This window comes from Brachybacterium vulturis (genome assembly GCF_002407185.1).
Lineage (GTDB): Bacteria > Actinomycetota > Actinomycetes > Actinomycetales > Dermabacteraceae > Brachybacterium > Brachybacterium vulturis.
On record NZ_CP023563.1, the window covers coordinates 1,153,132 to 1,169,265 of the forward strand.

Below are 16,134 nucleotides of genomic sequence, written 5' to 3' on the forward strand. Positions count from 1 at the left end.
GCGGGGAGGGGGCAGGTCTGGGTGCTCCGCCACGGCGAGTCCACGGCGAACGTCGAGGGCCTGATCGTGTCCGTCCCTGGACCGCGGGCGCTGGTCGAGGTGGGGCTCACCGAGCGCGGTCGCGCACAGGCCCGCGCGGCCGCCCGTGAGGGCCTCGCCCAGGGACTGGGGCCGGGGACCATCGTCGTCTCGAGCGACTTCGCCCGCGCCCTGCAGACGGCCCAGGAGTTCGCCGCCGGGCTCGGTGCCGCCCCGCCCCGCGTGGACGAGCGCCTGCGGGAGCGCAGGTTCGGGCGGCACGACGAGGGCCCTGCCAGCGCCTACCAGCAGATCTGGCAGGTGGACCGCGACCGCGGCACCCACCAGGGCGGGGTCGAGCAGGTCGCGGCCGTCGCGGCCCGGGTCTCCGCGGCGCTGTCCGCAGCCGACGAGCTGGCACGGGAGGCACCGGTGGTGCTGGTTGCCCACGGCGACGTGCTGCAGATCGCGCTCGCGGTCGGGTCCGGGAGGGATCCGCACGAGCATCGCGAGGTCCCGCACCTGGGCAATGCAGAGCTGCGCCGGATCGGTGACGGCCGGGCGGCATGAGGGCTGCTCCTCCCGAAGGCCGCAACCTCACCGTCGCCGGGGACCTGCCCGCCGTCCGCGCTCTGGTCGCGGAGTTCTTCACCGACCGCGGCTGGACGGTGCATGAGCGCGGACCGGGACGGCTGGAGGTCGAGACCGGCAGCCTGCGACGCACGGTGCTCCTGGGCGCCTTCGCCGGCTCGAGGTTCCACCTCACCGCGGCGCTCGAGCTGCGGGAGGTCCCGGGCGCCGTCGAGGTGCACCACCGATGGGGCTCGGGAGCGGGGAGGGCCCTCGGCGGGGCGGTGGGCCGTGCCCGGGCGGCGCGCAGGCACCGGGAGGTGGCCGCCGCGCTCGAGCGGCAGCTCGGGGCCGGATGAGCGGCCCGAGGAAGAGGGGGCTCCCTCGCCATTGAAGGAGCCTGGGAACGACCATAGCCCGGCTCGAGTGAGAATCGGATCACATCCCGGTCACGGTTCGGTCGTCGGCCCCGATCTACGATGGACCGACCGTCCCTGCGGGTGATGCAGGGGCCCCTCAGCGACAGGATGAAGGACACCATGACTTTGCGCATCGCCGTCTTCGGCGAGAACCGGCACGAGAAGCTCGACGAGTCGGTGCAGAAGATCTATCCCGCGGGGATGCACACCGTCATCGCGGATGCGCTGCGCTCCCTGCTCGCGGCCGACGGCGTCGACGCGGAGGTGCGCATCGCCCTGCTCGACGACATCGAGGAGACCCTTTCCGAGGAAGCGCTCGCCGAGACCGACGTGCTCACCTGGTGGGGTCACATGGCGCACGCGGACGTGCCCGACGAGGTCGCCGAGCGCGTGGTGCGCCGCGTGCACGAGGGCATGGGCCTGATCCCGCTGCACTCGGCCCACTACTCCAAGCCCTTCAGGGCGCTGATGGGCACCACCTGCAACCTGCTGTGGCGGAACGACGGCGAGGAGGAGCGGGTCTGGACGGTGAACGGCTCCCACCCGATCGCCCGCGGCATCCCGCACCCGATCCTCATCCCGCAGCAGGAGATGTACGGCGAGATGTTCGACATCCCCGCCCCCGACGAACTGGTCTTCCTCTCGTCCTTCGCAGGGGGAGAGGTGTTCCGCTCCGGTGCCGTGTTCCGCCGCGGCAAGGGCAAGGTCTTCTACTTCAGCCCCGGCGACCAGGAGTACCCCGTCTACCATCAGGCCGAGATCCAGCGGGTGCTGGCCAACGCCGTGGTGTGGGCCCGTCCCGAGGAGCGGGAGGCCGCTCCCGTGAAGATCGCCCATGCGCCGCGCGACTGGTACCGCGGCGAGGAGGTCACCCGGGTCCTCTGAGGGCCCTGGAACGGGTCATCGCGCCGTCGGCATGGCCGGGGGCGACGGGTCCGGCCCCTGCGCCACCGCGGTCGCCGCGGTGAAACGTGCCCCCACTCGGTCCAGGTGGGGCAGGGAGCGGCGCATCTCCTCCTCGATCGTGCGGGCGAGCTGATCGCAGCGGCCCACGCTGAGCGCAGGGTCGACGTCCACGGACACCTCGGCCTCCAGCCGGTGACCGATCCAGCGGGCACGGGCCTCGCGCACGGCGAGGACGCCGGGCACCGTCGCCGCCGCCTCCACCGTGTCCAGGGTGCCGGCCTCGACCCCGTCCATCAGGCGGTGGATCACGGTGCGCATCGAGCTGATCAGCACCAGGATCACCATTGCGGCGATCCCGAGGCCGATCACCGGGTCGATCCAGGGCAGGCCCAGCCAGGCGCCGAGCACGCCGATGATCACGGCCAGGGAGGTCAGCGCGTCGGTGCGGGCGTGCTGGCCCTCGGCGATCAGCGCGGCGGAGCCGATCTTCCGACCGGCGCGGATCCGGTACCGCGCGACCAGCTCGTTCCCGGCGGCGCCGATGACGGCCGCGGCGAGCACCCAGCCCAGATGGGTCATGTCCCGCGACGTGGTGAGCGCCCGCACCGACTCCCACACGATGAGCCCGGCGGACAGCGCGATCACCGCGCCGATCAGCAGCCCCACGAGATCCTCCGCGCGCCGGAACCCGTAGCTGAAGCGGCGGGTGGGGGTGCGCCGGCCCAGGCGGAAGGCGATGATCAGCGGGATCGTGGTCGCGAGATGGCCGAGGTTGTGCAGGGTGTCGGCGAGCAGGGCGACCGAACCGCTGAGCGCCACGATGACGATCTGCAGCAGCGCGGTGGCGCCCATGCCCGCCAGACTCACCCACGCCGCCCGGATGCCGATCGCGCTGGACTCCTCCGCCGTGCGGATCGCCTCCCCGTGGTCATGGCTGTGCGGGGTCAGCGCATGGCGGAGCCGCGACCACGGGGAGCTCCCGTGGTCGTGGTCGTGGTCGTGGTCGTGGTCGTGGTCGTGGTGGCTGTGGGCGGGGGCCGGTCGGGCAGGGGAGTCGTTCACGCTGTCAATGTATCTGCGTAGACATGCAGATAGCAAGATCTGCGTAGCATGGCCCCATGCATCCCTCGCCCGTGGATCCGGTCCCCGATGACGAGCACGCCCGGATCGCCGCGAGCACCTTCCGCATGCTCTCGGATGCCACCCGGGTGAAGATCCTCTGGGCGCTCTTCATCGAGGAGGCCAGCGTGAACGTGCTCGCCGAGGCGGTCGGGGCGACTCCGGCCGCGGTCAGCCAGCATCTGGCGAAGCTGCGGCTCGCGGGCCTCGTGGAGAGCCGGAAGGAGGGCACCTACGCCTTCTACCGCGCCTCGGACTCCCATGTGCGCCGGCTGCTCGCCGAGACCCTCTCCCATGCCGAGCACGTCACCGGGGCGGCGACGGAGGACGACCCGCACAGCTACTGACAGCTGCTGATCGGTGGCCGTCGCGGGCACGACCTCGAGAGCATGACGAAGCCCCTCGCTGCACTGGTCGGTGCGGTGAGGGGCTTCATCCAGAAAGTGCGCCCGGAGGGATTCGAACCCCCAACCTTCTGATCCGTAGTCAGATGCTCTATCCGTTAAGCTACGGGCGCTCGCCAGCTGAACTGACCTGATCAACTCTAGCGGTCGTGTCCGGCCGGCGCCAATCCGGGAGCCATGACCCTGCTCACATGGCCCCTGGACGGTTCACCGAGTCGGCGTCACCAGCCCGGATTCTGCGGGGGCTGCTGACCCTGACCCGGCCGGTCCTGACCCGGCTGGCCCCACTGCTGCCCGTCCTGCGGCGGCCGGGACCAGGGCTGCTCGTCCTGCGGAGCCTGCGGTGGCTGCGGTGCCGGCGGGGGCGAGGCCTGGCCCCACTGCTGGCCCTGCGGGGTGGCGGTGCCGGCGGCTGCTGCGGCGCCGTAGCCGCCGGGAATGCCCGCGGGGGTGGAGCCGCCGCCCTTGTTCCGGCGGGCGCGGATCACGAAGAAGGCGATCGCCGCGAGCAGGAGCAGGAAGAGGAACCCGAGCACCAGCACGACCACGATCACGATGACCCAGGGGAAGTCGCCGGCGTCCGCCCGGATGTCGACGCCCTGCGTCACCTGCTGGAGATCGGTATAGGTCACGGAGTTGCCGTCGATCTCACCGCCGTTGGACTCGATGACCTCACCGGGGAAGGTGAAGGTCATCCGGAAGTCGAAGTCCAGCTCAGCCATCGCCGGGTCCTCGAACTGCGCGGCGTCATCGCCGGTGAGGACCAGGTGGTACTCGCCGTCCTCCTCGGTGAGGGAGAGGTCGGAGCCGAAGTTGTCGCGGGTCATGACGCCGGAGACGAGGCAGCCGAGCTGGCCGTCCTTCTCGTAGGGCTCGACCTCGGGGGCGAGCTCGCCGCCGACGGACAGCTCCTCGGTCATCTCGGAGCACATGGTGTTGGCGTCGTCGTAGACCCCCGTCGCGAAGTCCTTGTCGATGGCGAGGTCGTAGGACAGGTTGATCGTGTCGACGTCCTGGATCTCGAGATCCGCATGGAGCTTCCCGCACCCCGCGAGCACCATGAGGAAGGGAAGCAGGAGAACGGCGATGAGTCTCCGCCCTGTCGAGATGCTGTTCATGGGGCCCCCGTCGGATAGTGCGCTGAGTTCGGTGGACAGCGCTCGACCGAGCGCGCGTCCCCCTGAGCGTACCGGCGAGGGCGCACCGGCGCGGTGGGGAGAACTCCCCATCGCGCCGGCGCGCGCAGGCCCGGTGGCGACGGCCTACTTCCAGAACATGAGCATGCCGCCGCCGACCATCAGCACACCGAAGCCCGCGGCGAGGTTCCAGTCGCCGATCGGCAGCGGGAGCTGGCCGGCGGAGATGTAGTAGGTGACCAGGTAGGCCAGACCCACGATCAGCAGCACCACGGCGGTGGGGGCGAGCCAGGCGGGGTTCTGCGTCGTGGCGGCGACCCGGCGGCGGGTGCTGCGGCTGCTCTCCGCCGCGGCGGCCTTCTTCACCGAGGTGGAGCGGGTGGAGTCCTTCGCCTTCTCGGCGACCTCCCCGCCGGCGGGCTTCACCGGGCGCTGCGACCTGACGGGGTCCTTGCCGGTGGCGGAGCGCTTGACCGGATCCTTGCCGGTGCTCCTGGCGGAGGTCGCGACCGGATCCTTCGAGGATCCCGCGACCGCCTCCTCCGGGGAGTCCTCCGCCGGTGTCGCCGCGGCCGTGGCCTTCGCGTTCGACGTCGACCGCCGGGGCGACTTCTTCCTGCTCCTGGCCATGAAACGGTGCTCCCTCGACGGGTCTGATCGCACGGTGCGCCGCGCGAGCCCGCGGGCGCGGACTGTGGCCTAGGGTAATGGTCGTCGACCGACGGTGCGAAGTCAGGAGTTGCCATGGATGCAGAGGGCGTCGGCCGCCGCCCCGCTCGCACCGCGCGTCTCCGCGGCCGGATCGGGGTGGCGCTGGTGATGGTGCTGTGCGGGATCCTGTTCGCCACCACCGCCGGTCTCTCCGACGGCAGCTCCATCCGCGACGAGAGCAGCGACGTCGCCGGCGTGCTCGAGGAGCGCGGGCGCGTCATCGAGGACCTCACGGCGGAGAACGCGGCCAAGCGCGCCGAGATCCAACGTCTGCGGGGCACGGACGAGGGCGCGCCCGCCGCCGCCCGCACCGCGCAGGTCGCGGACGCCGTGGGCCTCAGCGAGGTCAGCGGGCCCGCCCTGCGGATCACCCTCACCGACGCCCCCGGCAGCGCGCTGGGCGCGGTCCCCGGTGCGGAGCCGGATGATCTCGTGGTCCATCAGCAGGATCTCGAGTCGTACATCAACGCGCTGTGGGCGGGCGGCGCCGAGGCGATGATGCTGCAGGACCAGCGGGTCATCAACGGCAGCGCCTTCCGCTGCGCCGGCAACACCCTCCTGCTCGAGGGCCGGGTCTACTCCCCGCCGTTCGTGGTCACCGTGATCGGACCGGTCGAGGAGATGACCGCCTCGCTGGAGTCCTCGCCGGGGGTCCGGGTGTATCGCGAATGGGTGGACCACGTGGGCCTCGGCGAGAAGGTCGAGACCCTGGAGACCACCACGCTCCCCGGCTTCGTCGGCTCCCTCACCATCGATGCGGAGGTGGCCGGATGAGCCCCTCCCATCGCGGTCGTCGCCGTGGGAGCGGAGTCATCGGGATCCTCGGGGAGCTGCTGCTGACCTGCGGTGCGCTGCTGCTGCTGTTCCTGATCTGGCAGCTGTGGTGGACCGATGTGGTCGCCGACCGCGAGCAGGCCGGCATCCTGGCGGGCCTGGAGCAGGAATGGGGCGAGGTCGATGCCCGGATCGTCGCCCCGCGCCAGGAGGGCCCGCCGCCGGTGCCGGCGACCCCGGCGGACACGAAGGTCTGGGGCACCATGCACGTGCCCGCCTTCGACCGTCCGGAGTTCCCGCTCGCGGAGGGCGTGAGCCTCGAGCAGGTGCTCGACGTCAAGGGAGCCGGGCACTATCCGGGCACCGCGCTGCCCGGGGAGCTCGGGAACGTCGCGATCGCCGGGCACCGCAACACCTTCGGCCGGGTCTTCGAGGACATCGCCCGGCTCGGCGCCGGGGATCCGATCGTGGTGGAGACGGCCGACGCCTTCTACGTGTACGAGGTGACCGAGACGCTCATCGTCCAGCCCGAGGACGTCGAGGTGATCGCGCCGACGCCCGGACAGCCCGGCGTCGAGCCCACGGAGCAGATGCTCACCCTCACCGCCTGCCACCCGATGTACTCCGCCCGCGAGCGGTTCATCGTCCACGCGGAGTTCGCGTACTGGACGAAGCGGGCCGACGGGGTCCCCGAGGCGCTCGCGGACGATGCCGCGGAGGCCGAGGGCGGCGCACCCCCCGCCACCGAGGAGGAGAGCTGATGTACGGATGGCTGTTCCGGCGCCTGCCCGGACCGCTGTGGGCGCGGATCCTGCTCACCGTGCTGCTGGTCGCGATGCTCATCGTGGCGCTGTTCGCCTGGGTCTTCCCGGCGATCGCGCCCCATGTGCCCGTGGACGACAGTCTGGTCGGCGCCGCGCTCAGCCGGTCGTCATCAGGGGCTTGAGCCCGGCGGCGCGCTCGGCGGCGTCGCGGCCGTCGCACAGCTGGAGGAAGCGCGCCAGCATCAGGTGCCCGTTCTCGGTGAGCACCGACTCGGGATGGAACTGGACCCCGTGCAGGGGCAGCTCGTGATGCGCCAGGCCCATCACCATGCCGTCGGCCGTGCGCGCGGTGATCTCGAGCTCGGCGGGGATGGTCTCGGGCACCACCGTCAGCGAGTGATAGCGAGTGGCGATCATCGGGGACGGCGCCCCGGCGAACACGCTCGCACCCTCATGGGTGAGCTCGCTGGTCCGGCCGTGCATCAGCTGCGGGGCGTGGTCGACCGTGGCGCCGAAGTACTGGCCCAGCGCCTGATGGCCCAGGCACACCCCCAGCATCGGCAGCGCACCGGCGGCGCAGGCCCCGATGACCTCGAGCGAACGACCGGCGGTGGTGGGGTTGCCCGGTCCGGGGGAGATCAGCACGCCGGCGAACCCGGAGAGGTCCACCTCGCCCGCCGCGGTGGCCGGCACCTCGTCGTTGCGGGCCACGACGGTCTCGGCGCCCATCTGCTGCAGGTAGCCCACGATCGTGAAGACGAAGCTGTCGTAGTTGTCGATCACCAGGATCCGCGGAGCCGGTGGGGCCGCGGAGGGCCCCCCGGGCAGGGCGCTCTCAGTTGTTCCCACGGCCCTGCCCCCGTCCGCCGTCGCCCTGCGCGTTGCCCTCGCCGTTGCCCGGCTCATCGCTGGGCGGATCGGAGGTCGGCTCGGTGGTCCCGCTCGGTGACTCCGACTCCGTCTCCGTCGGCGAGGGCGTCTCGGTGGGGGTCGGCTCCGGCTCGGGCCCGGAGGAGACCACGATGGTGATCGTGGAGCCGCTGTCGACCTGCTCGTTCGCACCGGGCTCGGTGCGGATCACGCGGCCCTTCTCGACACTGTCCGAGTGCTCCTGCTCGGGGGTGTGGCCGAAGCCCGCCTCGGCGAGCGTGTCCTGGGCGTCCGCGAGCGGCTGCCCGGTGACGTTGGGGACCGCGACGGGGCCCTCGGGAGCCGCGACGATGAGGCTGATCGTGGCGCCGATGGTCTCGCTCGTCCCGCCCTGGGGCGTCTGCTCCAGCACGGTGCCCGGAGCGTGCTCGCCGTCCGGTCGCTCCGTGACATCGACCTCGAACCCGATCTCCTTGAGGATCTCGGTGGCGCTGTCGACGTCGGTCCGGAGCAGGTCGGGCACCGGGTAGCTGCCGGTCGCGTCCCAGATCTGGACCGTGTCGCCGCGCTGCGCCGTGGTGCCGGCGGCCGGCTTCGTGCGGATGACGATCCCGCGCTCGGTCTGCTTCTCGTCGTCGCTGTCGACGTACTCGGCGACGAATCCGGCGTCCTCGAGCACCGTCACGGCCTCCTCCCGGGGCCTGCCGGAGACGTCGGGGACCTCGACCGACTCCGGCCCGGCGGAGACGGTCACCTCGACGGTCGTGCCGACGGCGACCTGCTGGCCCTCCCCGGGATCGGAGGAGATGACGGATCCCGCCTCGACCTCCTGGGACTCAGCCTGGACGAAATCGCCCTCCAGCCCGGCGTCCTGGAGGAGCGCGCTGGCGTCCTCCTCGGTCTCGCCGACGATCGACGGCACCGCGACCGTCTCGGGGCTCTGGTCCCAGGGCTGGAACACGGCGAGAGCCGCCGCGACCAGTCCCAGCACCGCGAGGATGACCAGGATGATCAGCCACCAGGGCTTGCGGCGGTCCTCCTCGTCCTCGGCCGCCTCGACCTCGTCGACCGTGTGCAGCGCGAGCGGTCCGGTGCTGGGCGTCGGGACGGAGCCGCCGTTCCAGCTCTGGGCGCGCAGCCCACCGGCGGTCGCGGCACCGACCGCGCCCATGGCGGGCAGCGCCTCGGTGGCATCGCCGACCGGGGCCAGCACGGTGGTGGCCCCGGCGTCCTCGCCCGTGGGGACGGCGCCTCCCACCAGGGCCGGAGCCCGTCCGGACACCACCGCGGCGATGTCGCGGGAGAAGGCGACCGCGCTCGGGTAGCGCTGCTCGCGATCCTTGGTCAGGCCCGTGAGGATCACGGCATCCAGGGCCGGGGTGACCGCCGGGTTGTAGGCCGAGGGCGGGTGGGGCTCCTCGCGCACGTGCTGGTAGGCGATCGAGACCGGGGTGTCGCCGGTGAACGGCGGGCGCCCGGTGAGCATCTCGAACATCACGCAGGCGGCGGAGTAGATGTCGGAGCGGGCATCGACCAGCTGGCCGCGGGCCTGCTCGGGGGAGAGGTACTGGGCGGTGCCCATCACGGCCTGGGTCGCGGTCATCGCGCTGGTGGCGTCGGCGATCGCGCGGGCGATCCCGAAGTCCATCACCTTCACCGCGCCGGCCTGGTCGATCATGATGTTGCCGGGCTTGATGTCGCGGTGCACGATCCCGGCGCGGTGGGAGTACTCCAGGGCGCTCAGCAGCGCCGCCATGATCTCGCCGGCCTGGGCGGCGGACATCGGGCGGGCGGGATCGATGTGCTCGCGCAGGGTGTCGCCCTGGACGTACTCCATCACGATGAAGGGGATGGTGACGTCCGCCCCGGTGATGGTGGTCTGCTGCTCCTCACCGGTGTCGTACACGGCGACGATCGAGGGATGGTTCAGCGAGGCGGCGCTGTGCGCCTCACGCCGGAACCGCTCCTGGAAGCTGGAGTCCCGGGCCAGATCGGAGCGCAGCACCTTGACGGCGACGGTGCGGTGCAACCGGGTGTCCTCGGCGAGGAACACGTCTGCCATGCCGCCGGTGCCGAGGATCCGCCCCAGGCGGTAGCGTCCGCCCAGGACCACGTTCTCTTCGCTCACTCCACACCTGTCCTCGTGCCGTGGCCGACACCGACCGCGCCGTCCATGGTAGTTGCTGGCGCCGCGTCGACTGCGGCGACGTGAGCCATCTGGCCTCCGTGCGGGGCATCGAGGGCCCCGAGCGCGCCCAGGGGGAGCAGGCCCAGCCCGCCCGCGACCGCGGCGATGATCGCGATGAGCACCAGGATCAGCAGGACCAGCCCCGGCAGCGACATGCCCCCGAACTTCCGGCCGGTCGTGGAGGTGCCGTGCACCGTCCGCGAGGAGTTGGCGGTGTCGACGCCGTCGAAAGCACCGCTGCGGGTGGTCCCCTCGGCTCCCGTGCCGTCCCGGGCGCCCCGTGGCGCCGGTGACGCGGAGGACGCCGAGCGGGCAGAGCTCGCGGACGGCCCGGAGCTCGCCGACCGTGCGGGGTTCGCGGACGGCGCCGAGGCCGCGGAACGGGCCGGGCGCGCCGAGCGGCGCGGGGCGGAGCCGGCGGAGGCGGCCGACAGGGCCGAGGGGCCGGAGGCCCCCGAGCGGTGCCGGATCCCGCGGCCCCGGCCGGACAGGGGCAGCGGCATCGCGGCGGTGCGGGTCCCGGTGGGCGAGGCCCCGGGGCGACGGCCGACGGGCGGGGCGGTCGACGGCGAGGGGTCCTCGCCGCTGCCGGGCGCCGACTCCGGTCGGACCCGGTTCTCGCCGGTCCAGTCGTGATCGGCGACCTTGGTCACCGGGATCGCGCCGGTGCTGAAGCGCGGCTCGACGCCGCGCTGGACCGCCTCGAGGATCCGCGACACGGCGGCCGCCGAGCGGGGACGGTTCGCCGGGGCCTTGGCGAGCATCATCATCACCAGGCGGCGCAGATCGGCATTGATCGCCTCGGAGAGCTCCGGCGGCTGCTGCTTGACCTGCGCCATCGCGATCTCGACCTGGCTCGAGCCGGTGAAGGGCCGGCGGCCGTTGAGCATCTCGTAGGCCACGATGCCCAGCGCGTAGATGTCCGAGAGCGAGGTGGCCTGCTTGCCCATCGCCTGCTCGGGGGAGAGGTACTGGGCGGTGCCCATCACCAGTCCGGTCTTGGTCAGGCGCGCCTGGTCCTTGCTGCGGGCGATCCCGAAGTCGGTGATCTTCATCGACCAGTCGTTCTTCTCGTCGACCAGCACGTTCTCGGGCTTCACATCACGGTGGACCACCCCCTTGGAGTGGGCGGCGTCCAGCGCCCGGGCGAGCTCGATGAGCAGCGAGACCACACGCTTCTCGGGCAGCCCTGCGGGGTTCGCCTCGATGAGCTCCGAGAGCGGTCGGCCCGGGCACAGCTCCATGACGATGTAGGCGCGGCCGTCGAGCTCGCCGTAGTCGTAGAGCGCGGCGATCCCGTCGTGGGAGAGCGCGGCGGTGTGGCGGGCCTCGGCGCGGAAGCGCTTGAGGAAGCCCTCGTCGCCGGCGTACTCCTCGCGCAGCACCTTGATCGCGACCTCGCGGTCGAGCTCCTGGTCGCGACCCTTCCAGACCTGGCCCATCCCGCCGGTGGCGATCAGGGACGTCAGTTCGTAGCGTCCTTCGAGCATGAGCCCGGGTTCGGTCCTCAAGGCTGGATCACCGCTTCCATCACGTCCTGGGCGATCGGCGCCGCGGTGCGCGAGCCGTATCCGCCTTCCTCGACCACGACCGCCACGGCGATCTTCTGGTCCTCCTGCTGTGCATATCCCACGAACCAGGAGTGGGCCCGGCGGTCCTCGCCCCACTCCGCGGTACCGGTCTTGCCGCCCACCTCGACGCCGTCGATCGCCGCGGCGCCGCCGGTGCCGTCCTCGACCACGCCCACCATCATCTGGCGCATCTGAGCGGCGTTCGCGGCGGTCAGCGGCTGTCCCAGCTCCTTCGGGGTGAGCGCGGAGACCGTGGTCAGGTCGCTCGTGCGCACCGCCTGGACCAGCTGCGGCTGCATGACCACGCCGTCGTTGGCGAAGGTCCCGGCCACCATCGCCATCTGCAGCGGCGTCACCCGGGTCTCGTACTGGCCGATCGAGGTGGTCGCGAGCTGGGCGGCGTCCAGGTCCTGCCCGATCGTCGAGGGGGTCACCGACAGCGGGATCGTCAGGTGCTGCCCGAAGCCGAACTCCTGGGCGGTCTCGCGCAGCTGCTCCTCGCCGAGGTCGACCCCGAGCATCGCGAAGGAGGTGTTGCAGGACTGGCGCAGCGCGTCGGCCAGGGTCGAGGTGTCCTCGGGCCCGCAGGGCTCGGTGCCGCCGCCGGCGTGATTGTTCATCACGGCGGTCGAGTTCGGCAGCTGCCAGGTGCCCGGTCCGGGGATCTCCGACTCGGCGGTGTACCGGCCCGACTCGAGGGCGGAGGCGGCCACCACGAGCTTGAAGGCGGAGCCCGGCGGGTAGAGGTCCCCGCCGATCGCCCGGTTGGACAGCGGCCGATCCGGGTCCTCGTTGAGCTCCTGCCACGCCTGGCGCACCGACTCCCGGTCGTGGGAGGCGAGCCGGTTCGGGTCGTAGCTGGGGGCGGAGACCATCGCCAGCACGGCCCCGGTCTCCGGATCCAGGGCGACCGCGGCGCCGCGGCGTCCGTCCAGCGCGTCCCAGGCGGCTTCCTGGGCCGCGGCATCGAGGGTGAGCTCGACGGTCGCTCCGCGTCCCTGCCGGCCGGAGAGGATGTCGGAGATGCGGTGGTAGAACAGCGCATCGGCCGCGCCGGAGAGGGTGTCGTTCAGCGCCCGCTCGATGCCGGTGAAGCCGTAGACCACCGAGTAGTACCCGGTCACCGGGGCGTACATCGCCCCGGGGTCGTAGCTGCGCAGGTAGCCGTAGGTGTCGTCGGAGGACCGGGAGATCGCCACCGGGTGCCCGTCCACCACGATCGGGCCGCGATGGCGCCCGTACTCGTTGTACAGGGTGCGGGCGTTGTGCCCGTTGGCGTTGAGACGGTCCGTGGCGATCACCTGGAAATAGGTGGTCGAGGTGAACAGCAGCAGGAACAGCACGCTGATCACGAGCCAGACATGGCGCAGCGGCCGGTTCATGGGCCCACCTCCTGGACGGGGCGCGGCCCGGCGGGCGTCCCTGCGCCCGGGACCTGCCGGGCGGCGGGGCGGCGCGCGGCGTCCGAGAGGCGCACCAGGATGCCGGCGATGATCCAGTTGCACACCAGCGAGCTGCCGCCGGCGGCGAGGAAGGGGAGGGTCAGCCCGGTCAGCGGGATCACCCGGGTGACGCCGCCGACGACGACGAAGACCTGCAGTGCCATCACGAAGCCGAGACCGCCGGCGAGCAGGGTGCCGAAGCCGTCGGAGATGCCGACGGCGGCACGCAGCGCGCGCTGGACCAGCAGCAGGTAGAGCAGCAGCAGGGCGAAGGCCCCGACCATGCCGAGCTCCTCCGCGAAGGAGGCGAAGATGAAGTCGGACTCGGCGTGGGGGACCACGTCGGGCCGCCCCTCGCCGAGGCCGGCGCCGGTGATGCCGCCGTTGGCGAGACCGAAGAGGCCCTGGCTGATCTGCTCGCAGAGGGAGTAGTTCTCGCTCGAGAGCGGATCCAGCCAGCAGGTGATGCGGGTGCGCACATGACTCATCTGGGTGGCGGCGAAGATCGCCGGGGGCAGGAACATCACCGCGCCGATCACCAGCCAGCTCAGCCGGTCCGTGGCCACGTACAGCATCGCGACGAACAGACCGAAGAACATCAGTGAGGTGCCCAGATCGGTCTGGAACACCAGCACCGCCATCGCGAAGCCCCAGGCCACCAGGATCGGTCCGAAGTCGGACCAGCGCGGCAGATGGATGCCGAGCACCTTCGGGCCCGCGAGCGCGAGCGTGTCGCGGCGGGAGACCAGGTAACCGGCGAAGAAGATCGCGAAGGCGATCTTCGCCAGCTCCGCGGGCTGGAAGCTGAAGCCGGCGAGGTTGATCCAGATCCTCGAGCCGTTGCGGGCCGAGCCGATCACCGGTGCGAGCGGGAGCAGCAGCAGCACGCCCCCGGCGACGGCGCTGATCCAGGTGAAGCGACGCAGCCGACGATGGTCCCGCAGCATCACCAGCACCGCCACGCAGAGCAGCACGCCGAGGGCCGCCCAGAGCATCTGCCGGTCCGCGCTCGCCGAGGTGCGGATCCCATAGATCTCGTTCGCGGCGTGGACGGACTCGATCATCGCGATGCCCAGCAGGTTCAGCAGCACCACCAGCGGCAGGAGCACCGGATCCGCGTACGGGGCGCGCCACATCACCACGATCTGCAGGACGAGCGCGAGCACGGCGGCCCCGATCCCGTACTCCAGCAGGTGCTCCGGCAGCTCGTCGAACCGGCCGAGCCCCACCAGGGCGTAGGAGCCCACGCCGATCAGCACCGCGAACGAGAGCAGCAGCGCCTGCGTGAGCCGGCGCGGCCGCGCGGTGTAGGACACGATCGTGGCCATTACGTGGCGCCGCCCTCAGCGGAGTTCGGCCCCGTGCTGTCGGTGCTCGAGGGCAGCGGGCTCGCCTCCGCGGCGGCGCTCTCCTCCGCAGCGGTCTCCTGGAGGGCATCGGCGGCGCCGCCGGCATCGGAGGCTCCACCGCCGTCGGACGGCGCGGGGGCGATCGCGGGCGGGGGCCGGTTGGAGATCGCGGCCTGCTCGAGCCGGTCGATGATCTGCTCGGCGCTCTCGCGGTCGGAGGCGGTGATGGTGTTCTGGACCTGCTGGCGCGTCACTTCGGGCAGGTCCTCGAGGGCGATGTCGGTGACCACCACCGGATCGGACATGGAGAGCGGTCCCAGATCCTGGGACAGCCCCTGGAAGAGCACCACGCTGGTGCCATCGGTGCCGACGTAGAACTGTCGCTGGGACCAGGCGTAGCCGGCCCACAGCACACCGCCGAGCAGTGCGATCAGCAGCATCAGGGCGACCAGCGCCGGCCAGGGACTGCGGCGCGGCGGCTCCTCCGTGGCGAAGTCCTCGTCCTCATAGGGGACCTCGGGCTCCTCGCGCGTGAGGGCGGCGGCTTTCGCGGCCGGGCCGGAGGCCGCGGTGGGGGCATGGCGGTTGCGGGCCGCGGATCCCACGATCTGCGGGCTGGTGGAGGGGGCCTCCTGGCCGCGGGGGAGCTGGTCGAGATCCACCACGTCGGCGACGATGCAGGTGATGTTGTCCGGGCCGCCGCCCTTGAGCGCCAGCTGGATCAGCTCCTCGGCGCATTCGCCGGGATCCGTGAAGTCCGTCAGCGCCGCGTCGATGGTGTCCAGGGAGACCAGGCCCGAGAGGCCGTCGGAGCAGAGCATCCAGCGGTCGCCGGGGTGGGCCGGGCGCAGGGAGAGGTCCAGCTCGGGGTCGGCGTCGACGTCGCCGAGGACGCGCATCAGCACCGACCGCTGGGGATGGCGCTCGGCCTCCTCCTCGGTGAGCCGGCCCTCGTCCAGCAGGCGCTGCACGAAGGTGTGGTCCTTGGTGACCTGGACGGTCTCGCCCTTGCGGAGCAGGTAGGCGCGGGAGTCGCCGATGTGGGCGAGGGCGAACTTGCCCTCGGCGCGCAGCAGGGCGGTGATCGTGGTGCCCAGGCCGCGCAGCTGCGGCTCGTCGCGGGCCCGGCGCAGGATCTCCTGGTTGGCCTCGAGCACGCTCTCCTCGAGGGTGGCCACGATGTCGGAGGCCGGGGTCTCGGAGTCGAGCTGGGCCAGGTGGCCGATCGCGACGGAGGAGGCGACGTCGCCGCCGGCGTGCCCGCCCATGCCGTCGGCGACCACCAGCAGGTGGCTGCCGGCGTAGGCGGAGTCCTGGTTGTTGGACCGCACGAGGCCGACGTCGGAGCGGGCGGCATACCGCAGGGCGATGCTCATCGCGGACCTCGTCTCAGTTCGATCTCGGTGCGGCCGATCCGCACCTGGGCGCCGGGGCGGAAGGGGACGGCGCCCTCGATCCGCTTGCCCGAGACCAGGGTGCCGTTGGTCGAGCCCAGATCCTCCACCATCCATTCGGCCTCGCGCTGGAACACACGGGCGTGGCGGTTGGAGGCGTAGTCGTCGTCGAGCACCAGGGTGCACTCCGGGGCGCGCCCGATGAGGATCGGGGTGGAGCCCAGGGACAGGGAGGTGCCGCGCAGCGGCCCGGCGGTGACCACCATCGCCGCCTGCGTGACCTCAGGGTCCGTGCGCAGCTGGGCCGGGTCGACGTCGGAGGCGCCGCCGAGCGGACCCGAGGCGGGGCGCTGCTCCCGTCGCGGGTCGCGGCTGGAGCGGGTGACCACGGTGGTGCCGAAGAGGTCGTTGCGCATCACCAGCACCACGATGATCACGAAGATCCACAGCGCCAGCACAAAGCCCAGGCGCAGTGCGACCAGCGTCAGTTCGCTCATGG

General features: G+C 71.9%; 17 protein-coding genes and 1 tRNA gene. 7 read left to right on the plus strand and 11 right to left on the minus strand.

Annotated elements, in window-relative coordinates; all coding sequences use genetic code 11:
• Positions 1 to 21 precede the first annotated feature (21 nt).
• The 3 genes from CFK38_RS05095 (at position 22) to CFK38_RS05105 (ending at position 1,892) form a co-directional block, all read left to right on the plus strand.
• Entirely contained in the window at positions 22 to 588 is a 567-nt protein-coding gene (locus tag CFK38_RS05095; protein WP_096802116.1) for a histidine phosphatase family protein, read from the plus strand.
• A complete protein-coding gene (locus CFK38_RS05100; RefSeq protein ID WP_096802117.1) occupies positions 585 to 947 on the plus strand; it encodes a hypothetical protein in 363 nt (120 codons plus the stop codon). The genes CFK38_RS05095 and CFK38_RS05100 overlap by 4 nt, the downstream gene beginning before the upstream one ends.
• A 180-nt stretch (positions 948 to 1,127) precedes the next feature.
• Positions 1,128 to 1,892: a ThuA domain-containing protein gene (locus tag CFK38_RS05105; protein ID WP_096804220.1), complete on the plus strand. Its 765-nt coding sequence runs from the start codon at positions 1,128 to 1,130 to the stop codon at positions 1,890 to 1,892.
• A gap of 15 nt (positions 1,893 to 1,907) precedes the next feature.
• Here the strand turns inward: CFK38_RS05105 and CFK38_RS05110 are convergent, their stop codons facing one another.
• Positions 1,908 to 2,975: a cation diffusion facilitator family transporter gene (locus CFK38_RS05110; RefSeq protein WP_245851229.1), complete on the minus strand. Its 1,068-nt coding sequence runs from the start codon at positions 2,973 to 2,975 to the stop codon at positions 1,908 to 1,910.
• Positions 2,976 to 3,031: 56 nt separating this feature from the next.
• Here CFK38_RS05110 and CFK38_RS05115 point away from each other — a divergent pair, with 56 nt between their 5' ends.
• On the plus strand, positions 3,032 to 3,379 hold the full coding sequence (locus CFK38_RS05115) for an ArsR/SmtB family transcription factor (protein ID WP_096802118.1): 348 nt from the start codon (positions 3,032 to 3,034) through the stop codon (positions 3,377 to 3,379).
• 97 nt (positions 3,380 to 3,476) lie between these two features.
• On the opposite strand, the gene CFK38_RS05120 is transcribed toward CFK38_RS05115, so the two are convergent.
• From CFK38_RS05120 to CFK38_RS17070, 3 genes are all read right to left on the minus strand, one after another.
• Positions 3,477 to 3,549: transfer RNA gene (locus CFK38_RS05120), tRNA-Arg, on the minus strand.
• A gap of 108 nt (positions 3,550 to 3,657) precedes the next feature.
• Positions 3,658 to 4,554 (minus strand): LppM family (lipo)protein, encoded by an 897-nt coding sequence (locus CFK38_RS05125; protein ID WP_096802119.1) that lies wholly within the window; start codon positions 4,552 to 4,554, stop codon positions 3,658 to 3,660.
• Between the two features lie 144 nt (positions 4,555 to 4,698).
• The gene (locus CFK38_RS17070; RefSeq protein ID WP_157773362.1) at positions 4,699 to 5,202 is read right to left on the minus strand and encodes a cell division protein CrgA; all 504 of its coding nucleotides are present in this window, start codon (positions 5,200 to 5,202) and stop codon (positions 4,699 to 4,701) included.
• Between the two features lie 114 nt (positions 5,203 to 5,316).
• Between CFK38_RS17070 and CFK38_RS05140 the strand changes: the two genes are divergently transcribed.
• The 3 genes from CFK38_RS05140 to CFK38_RS05150 are packed head-to-tail and all read left to right on the plus strand — an operon-like array spanning position 5,317 to position 7,003.
• Positions 5,317 to 6,057, plus strand: coding sequence for a DUF881 domain-containing protein (locus CFK38_RS05140; RefSeq protein WP_096802122.1), 741 nt, complete (start codon positions 5,317 to 5,319; stop codon positions 6,055 to 6,057).
• A complete protein-coding gene (locus CFK38_RS05145) occupies positions 6,054 to 6,818 on the plus strand; it encodes a class E sortase (protein WP_096802123.1) in 765 nt (254 codons plus the stop codon). The genes CFK38_RS05140 and CFK38_RS05145 overlap by 4 nt, the downstream gene beginning before the upstream one ends.
• Positions 6,818 to 7,003, plus strand: a complete 186-nt coding sequence (locus CFK38_RS05150) for a hypothetical protein (protein ID WP_096802124.1) — start codon at positions 6,818 to 6,820, stop codon at positions 7,001 to 7,003. The genes CFK38_RS05145 and CFK38_RS05150 overlap by 1 nt, the downstream gene beginning before the upstream one ends.
• Here CFK38_RS05150 and CFK38_RS05155 read toward each other — a convergent pair.
• From CFK38_RS05155 to CFK38_RS05185, 7 genes are read right to left on the minus strand one after another with little or no spacing between them, the layout of a single operon-like run.
• Positions 6,978 to 7,670 (minus strand): anthranilate synthase component II, encoded by a 693-nt coding sequence (locus tag CFK38_RS05155; RefSeq protein WP_245851230.1) that lies wholly within the window; start codon positions 7,668 to 7,670, stop codon positions 6,978 to 6,980. The two genes, CFK38_RS05150 and CFK38_RS05155, sit on opposite strands and share 26 nt — an antisense overlap.
• Positions 7,657 to 9,819 (minus strand): Stk1 family PASTA domain-containing Ser/Thr kinase, encoded by a 2,163-nt coding sequence (pknB, locus tag CFK38_RS05160; protein ID WP_096802126.1) that lies wholly within the window; start codon positions 9,817 to 9,819, stop codon positions 7,657 to 7,659. Before pknB ends, CFK38_RS05155 begins: the two co-directional genes overlap by 14 nt.
• Positions 9,816 to 11,390: a serine/threonine-protein kinase gene (locus CFK38_RS05165; RefSeq protein ID WP_096802127.1), complete on the minus strand. Its 1,575-nt coding sequence runs from the start codon at positions 11,388 to 11,390 to the stop codon at positions 9,816 to 9,818. Before CFK38_RS05165 ends, pknB begins: the two co-directional genes overlap by 4 nt.
• Positions 11,387 to 12,832 carry a peptidoglycan D,D-transpeptidase FtsI family protein gene (locus CFK38_RS05170; RefSeq protein ID WP_096802128.1) on the minus strand — a complete coding sequence of 482 codons (1,446 nt, stop codon included), beginning with the start codon at positions 12,830 to 12,832 and terminating at the stop codon, positions 11,387 to 11,389. The genes CFK38_RS05165 and CFK38_RS05170 overlap by 4 nt, the downstream gene beginning before the upstream one ends.
• The gene (locus tag CFK38_RS05175; protein ID WP_096802129.1) at positions 12,829 to 14,220 is read right to left on the minus strand and encodes an FtsW/RodA/SpoVE family cell cycle protein; all 1,392 of its coding nucleotides are present in this window, start codon (positions 14,218 to 14,220) and stop codon (positions 12,829 to 12,831) included. The genes CFK38_RS05170 and CFK38_RS05175 overlap by 4 nt, the downstream gene beginning before the upstream one ends.
• Positions 14,220 to 15,617: a PP2C family protein-serine/threonine phosphatase gene (locus tag CFK38_RS05180; protein WP_096802130.1), complete on the minus strand. Its 1,398-nt coding sequence runs from the start codon at positions 15,615 to 15,617 to the stop codon at positions 14,220 to 14,222. The genes CFK38_RS05175 and CFK38_RS05180 overlap by 1 nt, the downstream gene beginning before the upstream one ends.
• The gene (locus CFK38_RS05185; RefSeq protein WP_096802131.1) at positions 15,614 to 16,132 is read right to left on the minus strand and encodes an FHA domain-containing protein FhaB/FipA; all 519 of its coding nucleotides are present in this window, start codon (positions 16,130 to 16,132) and stop codon (positions 15,614 to 15,616) included. The genes CFK38_RS05180 and CFK38_RS05185 overlap by 4 nt, the downstream gene beginning before the upstream one ends.
• Positions 16,133 to 16,134: the final 2 nt, after the last annotated feature.